This is a genomic window from Prevotella sp. ICM33, from assembly GCF_000517825.1.
GTDB classification, from domain to species: Bacteria; Bacteroidota; Bacteroidia; order Bacteroidales; family Bacteroidaceae; genus Prevotella; species Prevotella melaninogenica.
This window is the reverse complement of the sequence record NZ_JACD01000001.1, coordinates 1-25,218: the sequence shown is the minus strand read 5'-3', so window position 1 is coordinate 25,218 and position 25,218 is coordinate 1. Positions and strand designations below refer to the sequence as shown.

Annotated in this window: 25 protein-coding genes; 9 read left to right on the top strand and 16 right to left on the bottom strand. The window is 41.4% G+C overall.

Annotation, left to right across the window (positions count from 1 at the left end):
• Positions 1–47 precede the first annotated feature (47 nt).
• The 13 genes from HMPREF1505_RS00130 to HMPREF1505_RS00065 form a co-directional block, all read right to left on the bottom strand.
• Positions 48–479, bottom strand: a complete 432-nt coding sequence (locus HMPREF1505_RS00130) for a hypothetical protein (RefSeq protein ID WP_197017479.1) — start codon at positions 477–479, stop codon at positions 48–50.
• Between the two features lie 32 nt (positions 480–511).
• Positions 512–1,039, bottom strand: a complete 528-nt coding sequence (locus HMPREF1505_RS00125; RefSeq protein ID WP_036920756.1) for a hypothetical protein — start codon at positions 1,037–1,039, stop codon at positions 512–514.
• 54 nt (positions 1,040–1,093) lie between these two features.
• Positions 1,094–2,095 carry a hypothetical protein gene (locus HMPREF1505_RS00120; protein WP_036920753.1) on the bottom strand — a complete coding sequence of 334 codons (1,002 nt, stop codon included), beginning with the start codon at positions 2,093–2,095 and terminating at the stop codon, positions 1,094–1,096.
• Between the two features lie 109 nt (positions 2,096–2,204).
• The gene (locus tag HMPREF1505_RS00115) at positions 2,205–4,208 is read right to left on the bottom strand and encodes a hypothetical protein (RefSeq protein ID WP_036920751.1); all 2,004 of its coding nucleotides are present in this window, start codon (positions 4,206–4,208) and stop codon (positions 2,205–2,207) included.
• Between the two features lie 27 nt (positions 4,209–4,235).
• Positions 4,236–5,225, bottom strand: coding sequence for a S49 family peptidase (locus HMPREF1505_RS00110; protein ID WP_036855706.1), 990 nt, complete (start codon positions 5,223–5,225; stop codon positions 4,236–4,238).
• A 52-nt stretch (positions 5,226–5,277) separates the two neighbouring features.
• Positions 5,278–5,631 carry a hypothetical protein gene (locus HMPREF1505_RS00105; RefSeq protein ID WP_036921025.1) on the bottom strand — a complete coding sequence of 118 codons (354 nt, stop codon included), beginning with the start codon at positions 5,629–5,631 and terminating at the stop codon, positions 5,278–5,280.
• A 53-nt stretch (positions 5,632–5,684) separates the two neighbouring features.
• On the bottom strand, positions 5,685–6,212 hold the full coding sequence (locus tag HMPREF1505_RS00100) for a hypothetical protein (protein ID WP_036920749.1): 528 nt from the start codon (positions 6,210–6,212) through the stop codon (positions 5,685–5,687).
• Positions 6,213–6,803: 591 nt separating this feature from the next.
• Positions 6,804–10,775 (bottom strand): DNA primase, encoded by a 3,972-nt coding sequence (gene dnaG / locus HMPREF1505_RS00095; RefSeq protein WP_036920747.1) that lies wholly within the window; start codon positions 10,773–10,775, stop codon positions 6,804–6,806.
• 5 nt (positions 10,776–10,780) lie between these two features.
• Positions 10,781–11,182 (bottom strand): hypothetical protein, encoded by a 402-nt coding sequence (locus HMPREF1505_RS00090; RefSeq protein WP_036920746.1) that lies wholly within the window; start codon positions 11,180–11,182, stop codon positions 10,781–10,783.
• Between the two features lie 38 nt (positions 11,183–11,220).
• Positions 11,221–11,586, bottom strand: a complete 366-nt coding sequence (locus HMPREF1505_RS00085) for a hypothetical protein (protein WP_036920745.1) — start codon at positions 11,584–11,586, stop codon at positions 11,221–11,223.
• On the bottom strand, positions 11,574–12,458 hold the full coding sequence (locus tag HMPREF1505_RS00080) for a recombinase family protein (RefSeq protein ID WP_081722894.1): 885 nt from the start codon (positions 12,456–12,458) through the stop codon (positions 11,574–11,576). The genes HMPREF1505_RS00085 and HMPREF1505_RS00080 overlap by 13 nt, the downstream gene beginning before the upstream one ends.
• 383 nt (positions 12,459–12,841) lie before the next feature.
• A complete protein-coding gene (locus HMPREF1505_RS00070; RefSeq protein WP_036920738.1) occupies positions 12,842–13,096 on the bottom strand; it encodes a hypothetical protein in 255 nt (84 codons plus the stop codon).
• Between the two features lie 117 nt (positions 13,097–13,213).
• A complete protein-coding gene (locus HMPREF1505_RS00065; RefSeq protein ID WP_036855742.1) occupies positions 13,214–13,411 on the bottom strand; it encodes a helix-turn-helix transcriptional regulator in 198 nt (65 codons plus the stop codon).
• Between the two features lie 157 nt (positions 13,412–13,568).
• Between HMPREF1505_RS00065 and HMPREF1505_RS00060 the strand changes: the two genes are divergently transcribed.
• Positions 13,569–13,934 carry a helix-turn-helix transcriptional regulator gene (locus HMPREF1505_RS00060; RefSeq protein ID WP_036855745.1) on the top strand — a complete coding sequence of 122 codons (366 nt, stop codon included), beginning with the start codon at positions 13,569–13,571 and terminating at the stop codon, positions 13,932–13,934.
• Positions 13,935–14,247: 313 nt separating this feature from the next.
• Here HMPREF1505_RS00060 and dusB read toward each other — a convergent pair whose 3' ends face one another.
• Positions 14,248–15,207, bottom strand: coding sequence for a tRNA dihydrouridine synthase DusB (dusB, locus tag HMPREF1505_RS00055; protein ID WP_036921019.1), 960 nt, complete (start codon positions 15,205–15,207; stop codon positions 14,248–14,250).
• Between the two features lie 793 nt (positions 15,208–16,000).
• Here dusB and HMPREF1505_RS00050 point away from each other — a divergent pair.
• The 7 genes from HMPREF1505_RS00050 to HMPREF1505_RS00020 all read left to right on the top strand — a co-directional run bounded on the left by HMPREF1505_RS00050 (position 16,001) and on the right by HMPREF1505_RS00020 (position 20,777).
• A complete protein-coding gene (locus HMPREF1505_RS00050) occupies positions 16,001–16,219 on the top strand; it encodes a DUF3791 domain-containing protein (RefSeq protein ID WP_036863052.1) in 219 nt (72 codons plus the stop codon).
• Entirely contained in the window at positions 16,216–16,689 is a 474-nt protein-coding gene (locus tag HMPREF1505_RS00045; RefSeq protein WP_036920735.1) for a DUF3990 domain-containing protein, read from the top strand. The genes HMPREF1505_RS00050 and HMPREF1505_RS00045 overlap by 4 nt, the downstream gene beginning before the upstream one ends.
• On the top strand, positions 16,689–16,925 hold the full coding sequence (locus tag HMPREF1505_RS00040) for a hypothetical protein (protein WP_036920732.1): 237 nt from the start codon (positions 16,689–16,691) through the stop codon (positions 16,923–16,925). Before HMPREF1505_RS00045 ends, HMPREF1505_RS00040 begins: the two co-directional genes overlap by 1 nt.
• A gap of 113 nt (positions 16,926–17,038) precedes the next feature.
• Entirely contained in the window at positions 17,039–18,916 is a 1,878-nt protein-coding gene (locus HMPREF1505_RS00035; RefSeq protein ID WP_036920729.1) for a heavy metal translocating P-type ATPase, read from the top strand.
• Positions 18,917–19,365: 449 nt separating this feature from the next.
• Positions 19,366–19,959, top strand: a complete 594-nt coding sequence (locus HMPREF1505_RS00030; protein WP_036920725.1) for a hypothetical protein — start codon at positions 19,366–19,368, stop codon at positions 19,957–19,959.
• Between the two features lie 136 nt (positions 19,960–20,095).
• A complete protein-coding gene (locus tag HMPREF1505_RS00025; protein WP_036920722.1) occupies positions 20,096–20,587 on the top strand; it encodes a hypothetical protein in 492 nt (163 codons plus the stop codon).
• Complete coding sequence (locus tag HMPREF1505_RS00020) at positions 20,577–20,777, top strand: helix-turn-helix transcriptional regulator (RefSeq protein WP_025837777.1); 201 nt, start codon at positions 20,577–20,579, stop codon at positions 20,775–20,777. Before HMPREF1505_RS00025 ends, HMPREF1505_RS00020 begins: the two co-directional genes overlap by 11 nt.
• A gap of 258 nt (positions 20,778–21,035) precedes the next feature.
• Here the strand turns inward: HMPREF1505_RS00020 and ahpF are convergent, their stop codons facing one another.
• Together ahpF and ahpC are read right to left on the bottom strand one after the other, a co-directional pair.
• Entirely contained in the window at positions 21,036–22,589 is a 1,554-nt protein-coding gene (ahpF, locus tag HMPREF1505_RS00015) for an alkyl hydroperoxide reductase subunit F (protein WP_036920719.1), read from the bottom strand.
• A gap of 115 nt (positions 22,590–22,704) precedes the next feature.
• Complete coding sequence (gene ahpC / locus HMPREF1505_RS00010; protein ID WP_004361409.1) at positions 22,705–23,271, bottom strand: alkyl hydroperoxide reductase subunit C; 567 nt, start codon at positions 23,269–23,271, stop codon at positions 22,705–22,707.
• A gap of 624 nt (positions 23,272–23,895) precedes the next feature.
• Between ahpC and HMPREF1505_RS00005 the strand changes: the two genes are divergently transcribed.
• Positions 23,896–24,798 carry a hydrogen peroxide-inducible genes activator gene (locus tag HMPREF1505_RS00005; RefSeq protein ID WP_036920717.1) on the top strand — a complete coding sequence of 301 codons (903 nt, stop codon included), beginning with the start codon at positions 23,896–23,898 and terminating at the stop codon, positions 24,796–24,798.
• Positions 24,799–25,218 lie beyond the last annotated feature (420 nt).

Genomic DNA, 25,218 nt, shown 5'->3' with positions numbered 1-25,218 from the left:
AAGCTATGCTTTGGACGATCAAAAGCTATGCTTTGGATGATAGAAAGCTATGCTTTGGATTTCTGTTCCTGCTGCTGCTCAAGAACCATTCTGAACAGTCGCTCCTTTTCTTGGTACTTTTGGAGATTCCGCTTATCAGCATCTCTTTTCTCTTTACGATCCTTGCGCTTAACGAACGACTTATAACGCTTGATGTTGTCGAGAACGTTCTTGTGCTGGCGGAGGAACTCTGCTGGGTCAGTGCGGAGCAACTTGATGAGCTGGGCTATCTCTGAGCGTCCGAAGAGTATCGGGTGTTTACAGAGGAACTTACCAGTGTCGTTTAATGATTGCAGCTCGGCAAATGCTTGAAGATTGCGGATGCGCAGTTCTGCCATTTCTGCTACGGCTTGTGCGGTTGGCTTTGTCTCCAGCAATTTGTCGAGCTGCTTCATCTTTCGCCAAGTGTTGATGCGGTCGTTATAGATGACGGTTGCCATCTGCACGTCCGCATCAGTAAGGTTTTCCCAGTCTATTTTCGGGTACTCTTCTTCTTTTTTTTTGGAGCTGCTTTCGCTTTCTCCTGCTTAGAAGAATCGTCGTCCTTATCCTCTGAAGGGGCAGTAGGTTCCTCTGATGATTGCTCTGTAGGATCGTTATCTTCAGAACCCTCTTCAGATGAATCATCGCCACCCTCTCCTTCCGATGGGTCCTCGTTGCCTTCGCCACCGTCAGTGTCTGGGCTTTCATCTCCATTGCTGTTGAGTGTTTCAGGATTCTCGTCGCCATCTTCAGAAGAGTTGTTGGCGTTGATGTTATCATTATCCTCGTCGGCTGCTTTGGCTGCAAACTCACGTCTGTTACGTACGATTTCGTCGTGCTCGCAATGATCGAGAAGAATGAAGAGTATCTCCTCGTGATTCTTCTCTGGCGAGAGGTCGAAGCGTGTGAAATCGGTAAGGTGTGGTGCCTTCTTGTGCAGCAGGGCAAGGTCGGCTTCCACAACCGTGGGGCTGACCAGCTTATGGAAGTGCGTTAATTTCTCTTTTGCGCTGTACATATTCTTAATATAAAATGGTGAATAAGTCCCCTCCCGTGAAGGGAGGGGAATAAGTTAGGCTTCAGTTCTTGAGACCTCGACAAGTGTTGTGGTGTCAAGAACACGGAAAGTGATTGATGCACCTGTCTTTGCTGTCCAGGTTGCACCCTCTTCCAGTACGAAGGTAGAACCGTCAGCGATGGTGGCTGCCTTATCGGTACCAGCACCAACGAGTGTGATGTATCTTCCCTTATCGCTCTTGCTAAGACCACTAACCGTAGCAATAGCAGCAGCTGCTGACGTTCCGTTTGGAATCGTGTATGTGTTACTGCCTGCTGTGATAGCTACATCTGTAGCATCCGCATTGATAGCAGTAGCAGCAGTAACAGCTGGATTGCCAGTGTAAATCAGTGGAAGGTCGACAGAGCTGCGCTTGAAGGTAAGGGTCGTATAACGACCGTCCTTATCGTCCTTCGTCTCTGTGTTAGAGAGGATGATAGGACGCTCGAGTTCACCAACGATGTACCACTCCTTCTTCTTAATGTGCTTGTAAAGAGCGATAAACTTACCACCGCTGTACTCCTCAATGAAGTTATAGAGGTTCGCACGAGCTCCGCCCATTACCATTACAAGCTGATTTTCACCTGTGGTAGTGATGTCGCCCTTCTCTGTGGTACCAGTGAAGGTTGGAATATCGTGTGCCTCGAAGTAATGAGGAATCTCATTCGGTTTCAAAGGAACAGGCGCAACCTCACGGTTAGCGTTAGGTTGTGGGAACTCCTTTGTGCGGTCGATTTGGTCGAGCGCAATAAGATAAACAATGTAAGAGATAGCACTACCGTGTGTATCTCTATCAGACACATCGTCGACGTGACCGAGCAATGCCATTGAGGCGAAGGTGACACCTGAACCAGCAGCAGCACCGAGAGAGTGGTCAAGCAGCGCAGCTACGAGCATGAGGATGCCAAAAATCGCAAACGTAGCCATGAACATATTGCGTGACTGACGATTTGCGTAGTTAAATCCTTTCATAGGATTATACGCACGATAGCGTTTCTGAATATTGGGCTTTTTCATTTCTATTTCTATTAATGATAATTATTGATTTAAGAAAGGAACTGAAGAGGTCAAGCCGTCCCGAGCTTTTAATTCCATCGACTTTCCTCCCAGTTCCTTAGTCATTCATCTATCGTCCACCTGGTACGTTAGGCTGCAACTCCTTGTTGATGGTGCGCTTGCCACCGACGCAACGCTCCAACTCACGGAACTTGTTATCAGCACCAAGGATAACCATGATGTAGTCGCCTACAGCTGTAGCGGTGAAGGCAGCCGTGATGCTATCGAACTTACCACTATTGGTAATCTTTGGTAACTTAGTTTTGTCACCACACTCGATGCAGTAAGCTACACCAGCCTTCGCATTCTCGATGTCGGTGATAGTTGTCAGTGTTGTTGTGCTGTCGGTAATCTGCCAGAAGCCGTTATTACCGTCAACCTTATCGGTGATAGTTGCTGCAAAGAGGTTGATGAAGATCTGCTGCCACTCGTAGTTATTCTTATCCATCTCATCCTTAGTTGAGAAGCGACGACCTGTGAATGAAGCAGAAGTTCCCTCTTTCCATGTACTCCAAGCACGGACCTGCTCCATGCTTTCCTGCATCTTCACAGAGAGCATCTCACCTGGTACAAACTCAAGGAACTGAATATTACCTGGTTCGTGAAGCATCATGAATGGAGTCTGACCGAGATAAGGCAACCAAATGATGCGCATCGTAGTGTCTGGTACCACGCTCAATGCACCCATAGGTCCAGCGAAGTCTGTGTCCTTACCATAGGTAGAACGAACGTTCTTAATCCACCATGCCTGATGGTTCTTATTCAAGTAAATGAAGTGGTTGTCGAGGTCCATGTCCTCTGTGATAGAGGCACGAACGTCAGCAATGAACTCTTGAACAGAAGCGAGGAAACTTGCCTGTGTATAGGTGCGGTATGTACCATCATCGTGTGGCTTGATGTCGTACTGATGAACATAACGCAGCAAGGTGTAGAGAACACCAGTAGCAGCATTGAGGTAGCTACCTGCAACACCCTTATCAGGCTTCACGTAGATACCACGCATACGGCGTTTGTTCTGCTCAACCTGTGCAGCACGGAGGGTATTGAGCAACTGATACTCAATCATAGACCACTTGATAGGGTCAGAGCCTTCCTTGTTGAGATAACCGATGTACTTACGCTCGATTTCTTTCATTGGACCCCATTCCATCTTAATCATAGCGTCGTCAACGTAACCATAGTGGTTCTCAATCTTCATACCGCCCTTGAAGACCTCACCAGACTGGTAAGCCTGTGAAACCTCATCGAAGAAGGCGTTGAATACGAGTCCACGGTCTTGGTAGCCGTAAGCGACAGGGAAAAATTGAGTAAGGTCACGTACCTGTAGAACACGAGCGATGAGTGCATCCTGACGAAGTACAACGAACTGATCGCCAAGACCAGCATTGTCTACGCCATCGTAGTTAGTAGCGTAAGTACCCTTTGCAAGTGCAGCTGCATCAAGCATCTTGTTCTGCTGAAGGTACTGATAGCGGTGCTTGAGTGAATTAGCATAATTGCGAACCTCCTTATAGAAGGCAGCACCATCTACTTGCTCGTCAACCTCTGGCAGAGCTGCTGCTGCACGTGGGTTAGCTGCAATCTGATTCCAACGATTCTTCATTGAGAAGAAAGGATGTTCAACACCGAAGAGATAATCAGCTGTATTAGCGAAACCATTAACACTTAGAGGAACAGCATTCACTGTTTGCGCAGGAACATCAGGTGCAGGGTTTGAACCCATCGCCTGAATATCAGCACGCATACCCTTAATACCCTCAAGGATACCCTCAAGAGTTGCGTTGCCTTGCTGTGTAGGCTGCTGACCACCATTATCATCAGCTGATGCTGAAGGCTCACCACCATTCAGAACAGACTGAATGGTGTTCAGCATCTTCTGAAACTCATCCGCCTGTTGAGCTGTCTTCTGTGCAGCTTGTTCAGAAGCAATGTCATCAGCAAGCGTACTCTGGTACTTCTTCTGATACTCTGCTACGATTGAGTTGAACTCATCCTGTGACAGACTTTTGTCTTCGAATTTCTGCTTAAATCCAAGGAATTCGATGACACTTGTAAGTTTTTCTTTTAAACTCATAAATAACTAAAAATTAAAATGATACATTTATATGTTGTAAACGGCAGTTTTAAGTTTCTTTGCCTCAGTATATTCACGACCCATCGTAGCAGTTTCAACGATAGCTTCTACCATCGTCTTGCTACCATCTGTCAGACCGAGTTCCACAGCCTGAGGAGTGTAGAAGGTTTCACCACGCAAGACAGGAGTATCGTCAGGAAGGTCAGCAAGTTTACTACGCTGTGAACGAACCTCTGATAAGAACTGTGCATTCATTGGGTCGAGGATGTCTTTCACAAATTGCTCATCCTTACCTTGACGAAGATCATCGAAGACTTTGTTCTTCAAGTCAGACTTAGTTGCTTTTGCTTCCACCTTCTTAATACCGAGCTTCGCAAAGTATTCTTCAAAATCGTAGAAGCTGCACATCGTTCCGATACAACCTACATAGTCATTCTGGGTCAGTGCGTATATACGCTGACCGTGGCATCCGATGTAATATCCAGCTGAGCAACACATCTGTTCATAGAATGTAAGGATAGGTTTCTCGCAACTGCGTAGTGTTTCGCTCAAGCGGTCGAGGTACCACGCTTCACCACCTGGTGAATTGATGTGAAGGAAGTGACAAGAGATTTGTGGATTAGCTTCAGCTGCAAGCAGGTCTGATTGCAACTGCTTACTTGAGAAGTAATAATACGAATCAGACATCACGGTACCGAATACACGATGATAAGCAATACTGTTATCAGGCAGTTGCTCATCACTGAACTCATCAGTAAGTGTAATAGGAGCGGTGTTTTCTTGATTCGTTATCTTCTGAATATCCAAGAGAGCAAGATGTGACTCGAGCTGATACCAACTATGGGTGTTAAGGTAAGCAAGCATTTCATCTTTCGTCATGCTGAACGATGAGTTTACCTCAGGTTTATCTGGTGCTTTACCACTGAGCGGAAAGGCTGTTAACATAGCCTGTCGAAATCCGTCAATAGTTATGAATAGAGGCTTCCCTGAGACAAGTAGAGACTGTAATTCTTTCATCAATATTCTTTTTGATGCGAATTTACTATATAATAAGGTGTAGGCAAAAGACCTACAGAAGGGGGTCTGTGAGCATTTTACACTTGATTACGAGGTTTGCAGAGTTCAAATTTGAAGATATCTGAACTCGTGCAGGAATATCCGATGTGCCGATGTTATGAGTTTTCCTATCAGATGTTTTGATTGTAACGATAGCACTTCTCTCTATTGCGAAGGTCCTGCGAGTTTCCCCGTCGGGTAAGTCTATAACTATGGTTTTATCGCAGTTCCAATAATTACCAGCTTCATTGTCAGTAAGTTGTGGTATATATGAGAATGTGTCTGCAACGAAATCATACACTTTCTTCTTTCCTTCTCTATTTGGATTTACAAGTCTCACTTGTACGGTGTTTAAAAACTCTAACATATCATAAAACATTTGAGTGACAAAAACAATAGTTTGGTATGTATTAAAAAATATTAAATACATGCAACTTTTTGATACTTACGAACCTTCTTGGGTCTAAGTCGGTTGCGGAAGCGGTAGTAATTCTTCAATAATGCATCTGAAGATATAGACTTCAATTGATAGCTACGAATGAAGTCATAGATAACATCGAGGTTTCTCTTCTGTCGACCGAACTCTTCATTCTCCAACAGAATACGATGGAGTTCGAAATTGAACATCCTTCGTATCTGAGCTTCTATTTCCTTAGCTGCTGCTGGAGATAGGTAATTGTAATAAGCAGGATCTTTCCAAGGGCTGGCGATAACACCAGCCTTACGTTGAGGTAGGTGAATACGGAGGTTGCCATTTACAACATCAGGTTGATTGCTGCGTTGCTTGGTCATATTCTCCCATACGCAGAAGTATAGATCTGTGGTGCTTGGAATCTTGACACCACCAGTAACTGTGTCTTTACAATATTTTGCACTTATATATTCTGCAAGGTACTGTTCAATTTGAATTGTGACAACTCGTTTCGCAGACCATTTTTTTTTCTCCATATCCTTTTTTAGTTTTTAGCCGTCCTACCGTCCTACATTCCTACAAAATTAGACTTAATTAACGCAAAGTTACAGATTATCAGTGAGATAACAAAATTTTATCACTCAAAAGTTTTATTATTTCACTCTCTTTTTTCATCCTACAATCCTACAAAAACACATATTTTGTAGGACGACGAATCCAAAACAGAGAAAAACACGAAAAATCCTATTTCCTACAACGTCCTACAATCCTACAAATAAACAATTAAATCCTATTTCCTATAATAATAATATAACTATTTGATTTATAGGTATATATGTATATTATAGGTTTGAAAAGAAAAACAATTTGTAGGATTGTAGGATTGTAGGACGGTGTTTTTCTGAAAATTTATTTTCAAAAGTCATGTTTTCGAGGTTTTTTCTGAAAATTGGGGGTACGGGGGATTTTTCGCCACCTTCAGTAATAAAGAATGTGATATGGTATATGATATGGTATATGATATGGTATATGATACGGTATTGATATGATATGTGATATAGATAGAAGAAATGAGCCGTGCCTATTCATCCGAACTGGCACGGCTCTAAAGGAATTTGATACTTTCATTAAAAAGGTTCATCACTTCCGTCTGACGGCTCAAATGGCAAGTCTTGCGGAAGGTTTTTTTTCGGTGGTTCTTCAGTTGTGTTAGTTACCTTAGTTTCGACAGGCTTGCTTTCTTTATTACTGTCGTCAGCATAGTCTCTTCTAAAGTCTATATTGTATGACTCGACAAACTTGTCGTAATCTATAATGATAGCACTTGTAGATGTGCTCTTCTGCTTACGTAGCTTAACCATACTTCCATCACGAAGGTCTGCGTCGTCGACCGTCTCCTCCCATATGAATCTTCTCGAAGAAACAGTACCGACGTATGAAGTATGACTACGTAGGTTTTGTTCAATCGTTGACAGCGTGCTATTTTCATTGTTATAACCGCTTCTATCGAAGATACTGAAGACTGCGCTCAAGCGTAAGAACATAATATTCGCACCTGCTTCGAAGGTGAAGGTCTTTGAATCTCCACGTGAATCTTTACCTGTGACCTTCTTGGGTTGCTCGATAAGGAATTCACGTCCTTCTATGATTTGTCTCGTGTCAATCATATTGTTGACAGCTGTGAAGAACATCGCCAGCTTATCAGTACTACGAATAAGTGATAACTGGAATTGTACCTTCTCTTGAACTATCTTGAAGAACTCGTCGTAGGTAAACGGTAGGCGAAGGTTAGAATATCGCTCTATCAGTTTGACAGTTCCCAAGAAGAGGGATGCTGTCTTCATCAATCGGTCCATTTCTCCAGAGTTGATGAGGTCTTGCTTTAGTTCGTTATACGCTTCTTGCTTAAGGCTTCTAAAATGGTCCATAAACATAGGACGAAGCTCCAGGATCTGAAGGAGTACATTTGAAAGACCTATCTTGTTTGGGTCTTCAATAGTCTTCAGTTCCTCGAAGAGGCGCACTTCTTCTGGTGTGCGGTTTCGAGGCTTTGGCACCTCGCAAACAATCACACGACTCATAAGTGCGTTGTCATCACGCTGTGGTGTCTCTTGACCGCAGATGATTACAGGGGCAAACACCTTATCGTTCTCAATCTCTCGTCCAGAGGTTCCTTTTCTCTTTTGCTTACCGTCACCGTCATATACGATACCTTTTAGAGCTTGGAACTTGGTGTCGCTGATATCCTTGTTGTTATACTCATCAAGAACCACAGGAACGTCCTTGAATGTACCCATGATGGTAGACATCGCAGCATCGGTACCTGTGTTAAGGTTGAAGATAGGTATATTAGGAGAAATGAACAGCGAGCGGATTGAAATTGCTATCTGTGTCTTACCAGACGACATCGGACCCATGAAAAATGGAGCGGTGAAAAGTCTATCGATGCAGTGGATGTTGCTTCTGAAGGCGCACATAATTGCAAAAACTAAAGCCCATTTACCATTGTCGTTAATCTTATATACCTGGTCCATTAACGAAGCCCACTTTTCGAAGCTGACCTTCTTCTCAGCTGGGACCTCCTTGTATACAAGCTGACTGATGAGCTCGTACTTATCTGATTGCTTACCGCTTCCTGCGTAGATGGTAGAGAAAGCAGGGAGGTAGTAGTTATTCTTGTTATGGGTAACCACACCCAGTTCGTTAACAGGGTCGAACACCCACTGACCGTCGACGTTGTGAAAGATACCATTGGCAAAGGCAAAGAACTGTTCATCTGTCTTTCGACTCATACCTTCGCTCTGCTGATTACCGTAGGTCTTTACCTCCGAACACATTACGAAGTGGCGACTCATATATGTTTTGATAGCCTTCCATTGCCACTCTTCACCATTGAAGTTCACAGCTTCGTAGTTGATTAAAACCTCCTCGATTGAAGACATCTTCAGCATAGCTTTAGAAGGTATTTCTATATATATAGGTGTCTCGTAATATCTACGATTGATACGCAGCACACGCTTATTCTGTTCGAAATCATCTGAAAAGATATGGAGTAATGGTGTCATGAAGAAGTCCGCAACTTGTGTCATACCATTACCATTCTTGTTGCGAAACATGTAGCACACAGGTTCGCTCTTCTTATTGAGGCGTGGGTAATACCCACTCTCTTTCCACATCCTCCTGTACTCTTCGTTCTCTTGTACATATTCTGGTGGTTCGTTCACATCGAATTCCTCATCGTCGAGGTTGTCTGCTTGCATACTAACCTTCATAGCAGACTTACGCTTGAGAATGAATGGCTTTCTTATCTCGTCAAACTGCCCCTTAGTTAGCTTGAGTAAGGAGCAGTAATGATTTCTGTTTATGGTTATAACAGTATCGTCAGCGTAGGATGTTAGTTCGATACAACGTGAGACAAGAGGAACTCGGTCTCCGTTGAAGTTTTCGAAGAACTTACCGTGCAACGCTATGTAATAGTCAAGGAACGAACCTGTACTATCACTGAAGGTCATGTCTATCCTAATACCTGCACGAAACATCTCTGCGAGAGTATGCAAGTAATTGTTTTCGTCGCCATCATCGGTAATATCACAACCAGTTTCTGAGGAAACAAAATAACAGTAGACACGTCGTAATTCTTGAATATCATTCGTTGACGGGCGACCAGACACATACACGATAGGTTCTTCTCCATATCCATCGAGAAAATCCTGCATAACAGAGGTAATAATCGCAGGACGGTCGCTTTCAATATTCTCCTTTAGCGCATCGATACCGAAGATACCAGCCTGTGTATTTGTATTAGCGACAGATTCTTTTAGTTGAGTACGAATGCTTCGCACCTTATTATCGATGAGTCCGATTTTACTTCGGAAATCTTCTGCAATTGATTTGATGTACTCCAAACGCAGAACAGAGTCTTGTACACACGCTACGAGAGAACAGATGGAATTTAAGCAGTCTGTGATAACTGTCTCATCCTTGCAGCCTCGTGGAAGAATCATACGCTTGAACGCTTTTGGGAAAGGTTCTGTGAGTTCCTTTAACTTCTTGCTTGTAAGGCTGCCGTGTGCTTTAGCGAATTCGTCTGGGTCCATACCTTTTTCAAGACGGATGCAGCGTACCTTTGCCCCAGCTTTCAAGAGCAGTTCACAGTTCTTTAACGAAGCCTTGACACCAGCAGGGTCTGCATCGTAAATCATTATGATATCATCTGTGAAGCGAAGTAGTAATTTCACTTGATCTTCAGTGAATGCGGTACCACTTCCACCTATAACATTCTCGACACCTACCTTATGCAGAGACATTACGTCAAACTGACCTTCGACAAGATAAGCGAAGCCTGTCTTACCAATACTCTTGCGAGCCTGGTATAATCCGAAGATGTGCTTACCTTTCGTAAATAGAGGTGTTTCGCCTGTGTTTACATATTTACCAGTCTTATCGTTTGGAGTCACGATTCGACCAGAGAATCCTATGATATGACCTTGCATGTCGTAGAAAGGAAACATTAAGCGGTCACGGAATCTGTCGTATAAGCGACCTTCACTATTTCCAAGTACATCTACTTCTTGCAGTAATTCTTGCGAATAGCCGGCTCTTGAAAGTTCTGCAAGAGCAAGGTTACCCATTGGAGCATAACCGACACCAAAGTCGGTCAATGCTTTGTCAGAAAGACTATATCCACGTGATGCAAGGAAACTCTCTGCTTGTCCAAGGTTCTTCTGAAAGAACTTTGCAGCAGCATCTATTGCGATACGTTGCGCTTCCTTTCTCTTGTAGGCAGCTTCTTCCTCAGGTGTGAGTTCCTTGGTAGGAAACTCGATGCCTGCTTGATTAGCACACCAGCGCAGAGCCTCTATGAAGCTTAGGTTTAGGTGATGCTGTACAAAGGATATAACATCTCCACTTGCTCCGCACACGAAGCAGTGATAAGTCTGTCTTGATGGACTGACGACCATAGATGGTGAGTGGTCATCATGAAAAGGGCATACACCCTTATAGTTCGCACCTGTCTTGTGCAGGCGAGTAAAGGTTTCTATTACATTTACAATGTTTAGAGCTGACTTTACCTTTTCAATGAAATTCTTATCTATCATATTCCTTATTCTTCATTTTCCTCGAACAAATCCAACTGGCGTGATTCAAGTGCCTCTTGTAAGGTTACGCCTAAGTATTCAGCTACCGCAGCATACTCTTTGCTGCTGATGTTTTTTCGTCCATAGTACAAGTCCCAAAATCGACGTTGATTTATTCCTGTTTCCGTGTAAAAGGTTCTTGTTGGTGTGAAGTCTTCTGGGTGGCGAAACTTTATCTTCAACATCTCCATAAGGATATTGCGCTTGACTTGCAATCCGACAGTAAGGCGATTGCGTAATGCAAAGAGGCGAACAGACATAGCACTTCTGTTCAATGCTCTTCCCATCTGTTCAAATGACAGTTTACCAAGATTGTTCTTAACAAAGGTAGCATCTTCTTCTGTCCACCGTTTATTAGCAGCTTTCATAATTTTACGACTTTTAGTTAGAATATTTCTTCGAAAGATTAATTTATTAATTTAATCTTATACCTATCATAAAAAAGCTCTACAGCCCAATTGGGTATGTGTGATTTGAATATCGCAGAATTATTACAATTATCACTTTTATGATCTTCTATGTAACTCTCAAGTTTAGCCACATATTTTTTTACTAACTCGCAAAAATCAGCATCGGGAATTTCTCCCCCTTGCAGTCTAAATCTTTCTTTTACATATTGTAAATCCGAAAGGAAAGACTTGTTATAAACAAAAGATTCGTTATTACCATGTACGTATACAACTGCAAGAATTCTCGCACATGTATCCATACTTATTGCTGGGATATTAGCCGACATGCACGTTTTATTCCATAAGTCTCTTAACGTTTCCATTTTTTTACCTTTAATTGTCCGTGTTTTCTATACAATGCGTTGTACTCGCTATCACACAAAATAGTATCATAAATTTGCTCGTACGTAAAGTTAGGCATCGCATCCGTTATTTGCGGAATCGTTAAATCCGCCTTAATAAGCGAAACAACCTTATCTCTATCTAATTCGACAATAGCATAATCTCCATCCTTATAAGTAGGAACTCTTTTATGTCCTCGTTCTTTATTTTCAGATTTTGCCCAATCTGACTTATATTTCCACACCTTAGAATATCCCCACCGTTGGATAAGCCGTGAGACGGTATTCCTATCACATCCAATAACAGCAGCTATCTGACGTGGACTCATCTGCCATTCAACCATCTGCTTTAGCTTGTCTTTCCACGCTCCAAACTTCTGCGCTTCCTCAGAATTACATCGCCCGATAGGACGACCAAGCAATACGCCCATCTTCATTCTAAGACGCAAGCCCTCCTTAGTCCTCTGTCTAATCATCTGTCTTTCTATCTCAGCAGACAAACCAAAAGCAAAGGCGAGGACCTTACTACTTATATCATCGCCAAGAACAAACTTATCTTTTACTGTATATATAACACATTCTTTCTCCATACAAAAATGAAGAATATCCATTACCATATATAAATCACGTCCAAGTCGAGAAATCTCAGAACAAACAATTTTATCGCCTTTTTGGACCAGCTTAAGAAGTGGTCCTAAATTTCTCTTATCAGGGTCTTTGCCACCACTAACACCCTCATCAGTAATAAATTTATCTATAACCCATCCGTTTTTCATACAAAATGACTCAACCCCTTGTTTCTGGGAATTTACATCTTGTTCATCAGAAGACACTCTTAAATATCCGTATATCATATTTATATATCTTAAATCAAACCATTTTTGGAAAGTTTTTTCCTTGCAAACATATAGCTATATACTCACTATCAAACCGCATAATCATTATGTTGTCAGTTGGATGAAGACTCCCAAGTTGACTCTGAACATATACTCGAAGTGCTTCGTGTAATAATCGAAGTTCTCGCTCTGAAAGGTCTTGTATGGAGAATTTTCCCCACTTATCTTTATCTATAAACATTTCTTTCTTAGATATTCTGTTACTCCCTGTCTGATTTTCTTTCGTGTCGTTGGTGTTAATTTTAACTTTTGATTAGGATCCTTATAATGAAACTGAAAAGACATCCTAAATCCCATTTTGCGGATAGCCTTTTTTCTAACTTTTCTAATGCTGGGCATAGTTATTCAAATTTAAGGTCATACAATTTATTTCTTTCCAGCGAGCTACCAAAGACTCCAACGAGGTCACCATCTTCTTTATTTTCTCTCCATTCAAAATCAGTGGAGAAAGCCTCTCCTTTCTCATTCCAAATGACACCTTCATTCTCAAGGTGACCAGTTACTTGACGAACATTCGAATGGTTTAGCTTCATCTCGTCGATTACGATACCTAAGTTTAATGCGTCAATTGCTTTTTCAAATTCCTTTGTTTTCATAAGATTGTTTTATTTGTTTTACATTCTTTTTCCGTAGAATACTGAACATACTTTTCAAGTAAGTTACAGTAAATACCATTTATGCACATGCGATGAGAATCGCATTGTAGACATTCTCTATGCATCTGGGAAGAGCTCGTGTTCGGGTATGTTAAGATAGTCTGAGATTACCTTTCTCTTCTGTGGGGCTGGAGTAAAGTCGCCCCTTAACCATCTATAGACAGTACTTTCATTAACACGGCATAACTCCATTATCTTTGATATCTCTTCTTTGCGCTGATTAGGAAGAGAATATATGTACTCTTTGAATCTCATTTTTATTTTTTTTATATTCTTTTTATTGCGCCCTCGATATATTTTTATTATTTTCGTGGCGCAAGTAATACTTGCGTAGCGCAAAGGTCTAACATTTATTTGAAATAACAAAATAAATGAGAGATTATTTCTCTCATTTATTAAAAAAATAATGAAAATGGAAGAAGAAACTATTACTAATCGCATCGCTCAATTGATGAACAAAGAAGGACATACGATAAATACGTTCGCTCGAAAATTGAATATCTCTTGGACTTCAGCTAATAATATCATCACTGGTCGCAACGCACCTAACTATGAAACCATAGTTAAGATTTTAACGAGTTTTGAAAACATTGATGCTAACTGGTTGATAATGGGGCAGGAAAGACGAGAAGAAACTAATGAGGATAAACTTTATTCTGTTATTTCGATGCAACAGAAAACCATAGAGAATCAACAGAGAACAATAGACCGATTAACAGCGAAGCTCGTTGAAAATGTATCTGAAGATTCTGTTAAAAAAGTGGCAAATGCCGTATAATCAAGATGCGCCTTAGAGGTGTTTAAGAGTGTTTTTACGGTGTTTTTATTCAAACATTTTAATTAAAAAATCACTCAAATGTTTGATAGCGAAGACAATGTAAGATTTATATTGTCGGTGAAAACTCGGTGAAAATTAACTAAGAACTAAAAATTGTCCTATTGAATATCAGCAAGTTAGAAATGTAAAAAAAGAAATCTGAAATCTGGTCATCCCGACAGAAAAAGGGAAGAAGCCGTTTGGTTTCTTCCCTTTTTGGTTTTATTGGGCTAATTAGCCTTATTAGGTTTATTGGCCTTATAAGCCTAATTGTTCATTCTTCTCTTAGCTTTTCCCTACAATCTTCAAGGATAGCCATCAACTCATCCATCTTTGTTGTGCGCAACATAGCGATGCGTGTCTTCTTAAAATCGGGGATTCCTTTGAAGATTGGCGATGCAGCTAAGTGTCGGCGGGTATGTAGAATACCACGATGCTCGTCGATACGCTCCACATTAATGCGTAGCATTTCTTCAAGTATATCGATCTTATCATCGATAGTCAGCTGCTTCTCACTTTGATTGAATAACCACGGACAACCGAAGGTTGCACGGCCAATCATCACCGCATCAACACCATAATGGTCAAACTTCTCGTGCGCTTCCTCAATACTTGTCACGTCACCATTGCCAATGATGGGGATATGAATGCGTGGATTGTCCTTCACCTCACCAATCAGTGTCCAGTCAGCTTCGCCTGTATACATCTGTGCGCGAGTGCGTCCATGAATGGTTAATGCCTGTATACCACAGTCTTGCAGTTGCTCAGCAAGATCGGTGATAATGAGGTTGTCGTTGTCCCAACCTAATCGGGTCTTTACTGTGACTGGTGTGTTGACAGCCTTTACGACCTCTCTTGTGATGTCAAGTAGCAGTGGGATGTTCTTCAACATACCAGAGCCAGCACCCTTGTTTGCCACCTTCTTCACTGGACAACCAAAGTTAATGTCAATCACATCGGGCTTTACCTGTTCAACAATCTTAGCTGCTTCAACCATTGAAGCTACATCCCTGCCATATATCTGTATTCCTACAGGACGCTCACTATCGTCAATGACTAATTTTGAAAGTGTCGACTTGATACTACGGATGACGGCATCAGCCGACACAAACTCCGTATATACCATGGCTGCACCGAAGCGTTTACACATCTTGCGGAAGCCAACATCTGTCACATCTTCCATTGGAGCCAAGAATAGTGGGCGTTCCCCCAAATCTATTGTTCCTATTTTCATAGGTGCAAAGGTAACGAAAAGGCTTTGAATAGTAAAGGAGTAAGAAGGCAAAAAAGTAAAAGGAGGGAAAGTTTTAAGGCTCTTCCGTTAAATGTATGGACGCTTTTCGTATTGCTTTAACGTATGAACCATAGCTACTCATTAAACAAAAACTTGGCTAAGACTGTCAACATTCTATCCTATTATAATCCTCTTTTATTGAAAACCTTTTCATTTTAAGACTTCGAAAATATGTAGATAAGGATTTGAAAAATCATTACATGATTTTAAAGAAAACTCCTATAACTAACGGCAAAAACATATATAAGAAGCAGGTTTGCAACCAACAGTAAATCAGTTAGTTATAAAACGGTATGATGAAAGGTGCTTAATTGGACTTCAAAAGGGCGTTAGTAAGGGTCTTAAAGGGCACCTTTTGCAAGCCAATTAGGCGTCTTTAAGAAGCCCAAAGAGCATGTATTGGTTTTGAGTAGCACGAAAATAATTTACAAATTTCAACTGATAAGGGAATGCGTTGATAGTAGATGACAGATAGACATTGCAGCTAATTACATTTATCATGTAGTTTATCCCCCTTTGTAAAACCATCTAATTAGAGGTAATCATACTATGTATGCGGATGAATCTCATTCTGTTAACAATCTACGCATTTAACGGAAGAACTGTTTTTAAAAGCTAATAGGGTAGGGAAATGAAAAGGAAAGGGAAGAAAAAGGGAATGATATTTTTCAATCTTAAATATTTTGTACTACACAAAATATGTAGTATTTTTGCAATATAAAGTTCACGTATTATGGATGATCAGTATAAAATCCCCTATTTGAACGCTGTTATCAGAACGTTTGGCAATCGCTTTAACTTGACGGTACAGCAATCTTTCCGCTATCTTTATAACTTTAAAGGAATACAATTTCTTTTAGAGTATTATGACGTGGAACATACATTGTCTATAGATGATACGGTAGATGACCTTATCAAAGTTTGTCAAAAGAATGGAGGAGAATTAGCATGAGACTCTATCATGGTACTAATATTGATTTTTCAGAGATTGATCTTGCAAAGTCTTTCCCGCTAAAAGACTTCGGACAAGGCTTTTACTTGACGACAATACGTGAGCAGGCAGAACGAATGGCGAAACGAAAACACGAAGCGTTGGGGGGCAAAGCCATTGTACAAGAGTATGAATTCGATGAGAGTTTCTTACATAAAGGTGATTTGAAAGTGCTGATTTTTGAAGGAACTACCCCTGAATGGGCAACATTTATCTTTAATAATAGGTCAAGAAACAAAAACTATCATCATGATTATGATATCGTTGTCGGACCTATAGCAGATGACGGAGTAGCCTTTCTTATTAACCAATACACGACGGGAGCAGTCACTTTGGCACAGTTTACAAGGATGCTTAAGTTTAAGAAGCTCAGTGATCAGTATTTCTTTGGTACTGAAAAGGCTGTAAAATTATTAAATAGAATAAAGTAATGACACAACAAGAAAGATTTAATCACCTTGTCAATTTCACTATTGATGAGCTGACAACTTATCTTATAGAAGACTTCCATTTGGATACAGCAGAAGCTTTGAATATTGTTTATTCTTCAAAGACACTTGAACTTCTGCAGAACAAGCGGACTGGACTTTATGACCAGAGTCCAGGCTATGTGTATCATTTGCTCAAGAAAGAGTATAAGACTGGACAGTTGCCACAAGTCAACTAATCTTTATTAAAACGATTATATAAATTTAATTTACAGCCATCTTTGCAACTGAGTTGCAAAACATAATCTTTATCTTTGCAGCAGAATATTAATGCAGTAACAGGTTTTAGATTATGAAAAAGAAACTTATAAGAATCATTCTTACGGCTGTACTCCTCGCTGGAGCATGGTTAGTAGAGCATTTCACAGCACTTCCAATGTGGCAGGTGCTGCTTGTTTATTTGGTCCCTTATCTGGTTATCAGTTATGATGTATTAGGTGAAGCGGTTGAGGGAATCATGGAAGGCGATCCTTTTGACGAGAATTTCCTTATGAGTATTGCGACTATTGGAGCATTGCTCATCGGTTTCCTTCCTGGTGCCGAACCACAATTTATCGAAGGAGTCTTCGTGATGTTGTTCTTCCAATTAGGCGAACTCTTTGAACATTATGCGGAAGATAAGGCGCGCGACTCCATCTCTGAGCTGATGGATATCCGTCCCGATGTAGCTAACGTGGAGCGAAACGGAGTGGTAGCGAGCGTAAGTCCAGAGGAAGTGAAGATTGGTGAGACTGTGATTGTTAAGCCGGGAGAGAAGATTCCATTAGATGGAAGGGTGCTTGAGGGCAGCTCCAGCCTTAATACCGTAGCCCTTACGGGTGAGAGTATGCCACGTGATGTAAGTGCAGGCATGGAAGTTATCTCTGGTTGTGTTAACCTTTCGGGTGTGTTGAAAGTACAAGTTGAAAAGGCATATAGCGAGTCTACCGCTGCAAAGATTATCCAACTCGTTGAAGAGGCAGGTGATAACAAGTCACGCAGTGAGTCGTTCATTCGTCGTTTTGCACGTGTCTATACGCCTATTGTGGTGATTGCTGCCCTTGCTTTGGCTGTTATTCCTCCGTTCTTCTATGATAGTTACGCACCAGCCTTTGGTGTTTGGCTCTATCGTGCATTGACCTTCTTGGTTGTAAGTTGCCCATGTGCTTTGGTTATTTCTATTCCTCTTACCTTCTTTGCGGGTATCGGTGGGGCTTCTCATAAGGGAATCCTCATTAAGGGTGGTAACTATATGGATGCTTTGGCAAAGCTCTCTACGGTAGTATTCGATAAGACAGGAACATTGACACGTGGTACTTTTGATGTTGAGGCTATCCACCCAGAGAAACTCTCTGAGCATGAGTTACTCCATTTAGCAGCCCATGTTGAACGTTATTCTACTCATCCAATCGCCCTTGCTCTCCGTATGGCATATGCGAATGAAAAGGATAATTGCACTGTTGAAGATATACAAGAAACAGCGGGACAGGGCATTACTGCCACTGTTAATAATCAGAAAGTAAGTGTTGGTAACAGCCGTTTAATGGCAACATTAGGTATTACAATCCCTACCTGTAAGCGTTGTACGAGCCATGCGGGTACGATTGTTCACGTTGCGATTGATGGTGAATATGCAGGTCATATCGTTATCTCTGACCAGTTAAAGGCTGATGCTGTGAAGGCTATAGAGTCTCTGAAGCAGTTGGGGGTTAGTAAGACAGTTATGCTGAGTGGCGACAAGAGGGAAGTTGTTGAGCAAGTTGCCGAGCAGACAAAGGTGACGGAATATTATGCCGAACTGCTCCCTACTGACAAAGTAAAGCATGTTGAGCGTCTCATTGCAGAGAAAAATGCAGGTGAAACTATCGCCTTTGTTGGTGATGGAATCAATGATGCACCAGTGTTGGCACGTGCTGATGTGGGCATTGCTATGGGTGCTTTGGGAAGTGATGCAGCTATCGAGGCAGCCGATGTCGTACTGATGGACGATAAACCTTCGAAGATAGCACTTGCCATAGAACTCTCATGCCGTACTATTTTCATAGCAAAGGAGAACGCATGGTTCGCCATCGGTATTAAAGTTGCAGTCCTTCTTCTTGCCACCTTTGGAATGGCAAGCATGGGATTAGCTGTCTTTGCTGATGTTGGCGTTATGGTTCTTGCCGTTCTTAATGCGATGAGAGCAAGATAGAAAGGCGTTCTTCGTGATTTATTTTCATGAAAATAATTTGGCATCTGTCGTAAAGTAGCTACGCAGATGCCTTTTTTAATAGTGTGAAAAGCATAATTTGATAAAGCAATAGAGTGTTCTCTTTCGGCTTATCCGGCATTTCGAATGATACTACTATTGATTTTTGTGATGCAAACATTTGATTTCCTTTGAGTTATTATGTTATTAATAAGGTTTCTTATGCTTAGTGATTCGGTGTGACATTGCCGTCCGCACTATTGGTGTTCAGCGTCCGCACCATTGGTGCTCACCATCCGTACCATTGGTGCTGAGCCTTCGCACGTTGATAAAACATGAACTCTTTCACTCTTAAACAATGTTACAACCTTCTGCTTTTACGATAAAAATAATTACGAAAAAAGCCGAATAAGAAAACTTTTGTGTAAGTTTGCAGTAGAGAGTTGATTGCTATGCAGATACGATTATTTCTATTTTTCTTGTGGCTTTTGCTACCCCTCTCGTCACTTCAAGCACAGAAAGTGCTGGTTTGTGATGGGGCAACGCGCTTTCCGATACGTGATGTATTGGTCAGTGTGGATGGGAAGAATGTGGGACTTACTACATGGCAAGGAATCATTAACCTACCTGATTCGTTCCAAACAGCCTCCTTTAAGAAGAAAGGCTATGCGCCAGAGAAGTTATTTCGGAGTGAGGTATTGCGAGATACGGTTTTCCTTTTTCCTGCAGAACATTATTTGGATGAGGTGGTGGTGATAGGTAAACAGGTTGTTGATGGGCGTGAACTGTTGAAGAAGATGCCGAAGCGAGACATCTTAGAAAAACGCCCGTCTGGTGGACTTGGTGGTTTCGATTTAGGTCTTATACTTGACAAACGATACCGTAGAGACCGTAGGCATGTTGAAAAGCTACGTGAAGTTTTCAAGAAAATGGACGGTTTAGAGGATAAGGAAGACCCTATCCTCAAAGCTTACCGACAAACACAGCAGGAACTAAAAGCTGATTCTATTCAGAAAAAGAATGAGCAAAAAGAGCTGAAGAAATAGCTTTTAATGTGAATATAGGTTAATTATTAGATTACTAAAGCAACCTTTTTGTATAGTTTACTTGACTTTTAGAAAAGTAAATATTACTTTTGTGGTGTGATAGATATCTTTACTTATTAATTAAAAAAGCTACTTTATGAAAACAGATTATCTTTTACCCCACATCTTTAGGAAGGTTGGTTGGTTTATTTTTATCCCTTGTAGTGTCATGATTATGGTTTCTTGGTTAGGTATTAATGACTGGTTTAATGATGACAGACTGAGTTTTATTACCTTACACATTGGAAACCTGAATTTCTTTGCTTCTGAACAAGAGGGACGTTCATTCTTTTATTTTGCGCAGGAAGACATGTTTTCAGAAATTGTCTACTGTTTGACCTTTACCTCTCTCTATATGATAGCATTTTCAAAGGAAAGTGTTGAGGATGAATATGTTGAACATCTCCGTATGCGTTCATTAGTATGGGCACTGAAAGTAAATACGATTTTCTTTGTAATCTTCACGTGGTTCTGCTTTGGAATGGTTTATATCACGTTGTTAATGCTATCAATGTTCAGCATATTTCTGCTGTTTCACTTCCGTTTTCTTTACGAACTACATAAAAGGAGAATAGATAATGAAGAATAGTATAAGGGTAGAACGAGCAATAAAGCGTATGACCCAAGCGCAATTAGCAGAACTTATTGGGGTATCTCGTCAAACGATTGTCGCTATCGAAAGCGAGAAGTATGTTCCCTCAACAGTTCTCAGTTTAAAGATTGCACGTGTTTTCGATAAGCGTGTAGATGATATTTTTGAATTGGAAGAAGGCGATTAAAGCCTTGTATTTATAATCCCTTATTTTCGATATCATTGCTAATCATAATTCAGAATTGTGCATTATGAATTTTGAATTATCAAAGTAATCATAATTATGAATTCTGAATTGTGAATTATGAATTAAGGCTAATCATAATTATGAATTCTGAATTGTGAATTTAGAATTAACCGAAAAATGCCCGATGGACAAGGTGAAGAAATATCACACTTGCCTCATCGGGCTCAACATATACTCAAGTCAGAGAAGATATTATTCTTAAATCACGCCACGGATACGGTCATCAAAGGCTGAAAGGGCAGCCTTTGCACCTTCTCCCATAGCAATTGTAATCTGTTTGTAAGGCACCGTTGTAACGTCACCGGCAGCATATACGCCACTTAGATTAGTGCGGTTGGTTGCGTCAACGATAATCTCATTGCGAGGAGTAACCTCTACTTGATCCTTGAAAGCATTGCTGTTTGGCGACAAGCCAATCTGAACAAAGACACCATCTAAGGCTATATCGCGCTCCTCATCATTGGTGCGGTCCTTCACTCTGATACCCGATAGCTTCTGACCATCACCCAAGAGGGCTGTTGTCTGGGTAGAAAGGAACACCTCAACATTAGGCAGACTGGCTACTTTCTGCTGTAGAACCTCATCAGCACGCATAGCATCAGCGAACTCAAGTACGGTCACGTGGCGGCAGATACCAGCCAAGTCAATGGCTGCTTCGATACCAGAGTTACCACCACCGATGACTGCTACGTCCTTACCTTTGTAGAAAGGACCATCGCAATGAGGACAGAAATGCTCACCATGACCGATGTATTTATCCTCATCTGGTAGACCAAGACGGCGCCAACTTGCACCTGTTGCGATTACGATAGCAGGTGCGGTGAAGGTTTCACCACCACGTACTGAAACAGTCTTAATAGCCTCTTTCAAGTTGGTTGATACCACCTTACGATTGTCGAATACATCTATTGAATATTCATTGATATGGGTGCGGAGGTCAGCAGCAAGCTGTGTACCTGTCGTTTTGGTAACAGAGATAAGGTTTTCGATACCTGTTGTGTCGTTTACCTGTCCTCCGATGCGCTCAGCAACGATAGCTACACGCAAGCCTTTGCGGGCAGAATAGATAGCAGAAGATGCTCCAGCAGGGCCACCACCGAGTACGATAACATCATATTCACGTACTGTTTGCACCGCATTTTCATCATGGTTGGTACCAACCTTGTCCTCCAACTCCTGCAGAAGGATACCAAGATCACCACGACCAGTGTGTAATGGCTCCCCATTAACGTACACAGAAGGTACGCCTTGTATGTTCAAACGTTGTATTTCATCCTGATAAAGACCGCCATCAACCATCTCATTGCTAATATTTGGGTTGATAAGCGCCATTACGTTGAGTGCCTGAACAACGTCAGGGCAGTTTGTACAGGTGAGTGATACGTAGGTCTGAAGGCGGATTTCACCCTTCAGCGACTTGATACGTGCAGCTATCGCCTCGTCTGGAAGGTTCTTACCCTGTCCGTCAGAGTTAAGGATAGCAAGGAGCAACGAGGTAAACTCGTGACCATTTGGTATACCACGGAAGCTGATACCAGTCTCTTCACCATTGCGAAGAATGCTGAAGGAGAAGTGTTCTCCTTCCTGATAAACCGTCTTTATCTTGTCAGAAGTAGAGGCAATATCCTCTACGAAAGACGAGAACTCTGCTGAGTTTTCGTCATTACTGTTGCGAGTAACGCTAAGGGTTATATCAGATGAGAGCGAAGCAAAGACGCCCTTCACCTGTTCGAGTATGCTTGAATCTAACATGGGGCTTGTAAATTTCTCTATATATTATAAAAAATGGAGAGACAAAGTCCGAAGACTTATCTCTCCACCATAACTTCTATGACACTTTTATGTCTGTTATTACAGAAACTAAGTCTTAGAGCTTACCAACAAGGTCGATGCTTGGCTTCAATGTTTCGCCGCCCTGCTTCCACTTAGCTGGGCAAACCTCACCCTCGTGAGAAGCAACGAACAACGCAGCCTCAACCTTACGTACCAACTCATCAGCGTTACGACCGATGCTGTTATCCTGGATTTCAGCAATCTTAACGAGACCCTCTGGGTTTACGAGGAATGTACCACGGTAAGCCAAACCCTCGTCCTCTTTGTATACACCGAAGCCACGGCTCAATACGCCAGTTGGGTCAGCAAGCATAGTGTACTTAATCTTCTTGATTCTATCTGAAGCATCGTGCCATGCCTTGTGTACGAAGTGAGTATCAGTACTTACTGAGAAAACCTCTACGCCAAGACTCTTGAGCTGCTCGTACTTGTCAGCCAAATCCTCCAACTCTGTAGGACATACGAAAGTGAAGTCAGCTGGATAGAAGAAGAAGAGTGCCCATTTGCCCTCGATATCCTTACTTGAAACGGTCTTAAACTGTCCGTCCTGGAAAGCCTGAACGGTAAACTCTGGTGCGTGTGCATTAATAATTGGTTCCATATCTTACTTAAAACTATTTATGTGATTAAATCTTTTTGTTTTGCAATGCAAAGTTAGTATTTGTAATCATTACAAGCAATAGATAAAATCTATGTGCTGATTAATAAAATCTATCAAGATGTATTATGCGTTGATTATCAATAAGTTATGTTCTTATATTTGGTAGATTAAAAGATTAGCATCTGATAAAACTTATACAAAATAACTACTTGATACCTTCTCTTTACAATCAAACAAACTCGTATAACAGTTGAAAAGCAAGTTTGATAAACTAATAAATGCAGGTTACTTTGGCTTAAATAACCCTTAGGTGGTAACAAGTTGTAGTCAGCATAATCATATATAATAAGGCTGTTAACCGTGAGCACGCGTGGTGTTAGGCGTCCGCACCATTGGTGCTAAGCCTTCGCACATGTGGTGAATGTTAGATGTTAGGTGGTGAGGAACACTGATATGAAACTTATAAGGTGGTGAAGAATAATACTTATTTATAGTGATTGGGCGTGTATACACTCACTATAAAGGATGAAAAAGACGAGTATAAAGCATAAAAACAGGATGATAAGACGGCTATTTGGCTTTTTTTATCTATTTTTGTCATAGTCTATACATGGTATTAGAAGAATGACACTACAACAATTAGAATATGTAATGGCAGTTTATCGGCTCAAACATTTTGCAAAGGCAGCCGATGATTGCAGCGTCACACAGCCTACACTTAGTTCGATGATTCAAAAGTTAGAAGACGAATTAGGTGTGAAAATCTTTGACCGTAAGCGTCAACCGATACAGCCTACACAAGCGGGTATGAAGGTGATTGAGGAGGCTTGGAGGGTGCTTAATCGTGCAAAGAAACTCAAGCAGATAATCGACGAGGAACGGCAGGTGCTTACTGGTACCTTTGAGGTGGGTGTGCTACCGACAATTGCACCTTATCTTATTCCGCGATTCTTCCCACAGTTGATGAATGAACATCCTGAGATGGATGTGAGGATTACGGAGATGAAAACCGAGGATATGCGCAGGGCACTTCGTAGGGGCGATATAGATGCTGGTATCTTGGCACGTGTCGACGGACTGGAGGAGATGTCGTGTACATCGCTTTATCGTGAACAGTTCTTCGGTTATGTAGCAGAAGGCGACCCATTGTTTGAAAAGGAGTTTATTCGTCCTGCTGACTTGTCGGGAGAGTACTTGTGGTTGCTGGACGAAGGACATTGTTTCCGTGACCAGTTGGTGAAGTTCTGCCAGCTAAAGTCGGCTGCTTTAAGTAAGAAAAGTTATAACTTAGGAAGCATAGAGACCTTTATGCGTATCGTAGAGAATGGTAAGGGAGTAACCTTTATACCCCAGCTTGCACTCTCACAACTCACAAAGGAACAGCATCGTTTAGTGCGTCCTTTCGCCCATCCAGTGCCTTCTCGTGAGATAATACTGATGACATCGCCTAACTTCATTCGTCATACATTGCTCCATATGCTTGCAGAAAGGATTAAAGAGTCCTTACCTGATGATTTCCAAAGTTAAATCTTGGCAGTTTTCCTATAGGAGGTAATAAGAATAAAAAGGTTCTTCCGTTAAACGTGTGGATACTTTTCGTATAGCGTTAGCGGAAGAACAGAACTTACTCATTAAAGAAAAGCATAGCCAAGGACATCAATTATCTATTCTTTTTTCATCCTCCGTCACAGAAACCTTTTTCTTTTTAATACTCGAAAATCCACTGATAAGGTTTTGAAAAATCATTACACAACTTCGAATAAATCATCTATGAATAGGGATAAAAATACGTATGAAGAGCAAGACTGCAACCAACAGGAAATCAGTTAGTTATAAAATAGTAGAAGAAAAGGTGCTTAATTGGACTTCAAAAGGGCGTTAGTTGGACTTCAAAAGGGCACCTTTTGCAAGTCAATTAGGCGTCTTTAAGAAGCCAAAAGAGCATGT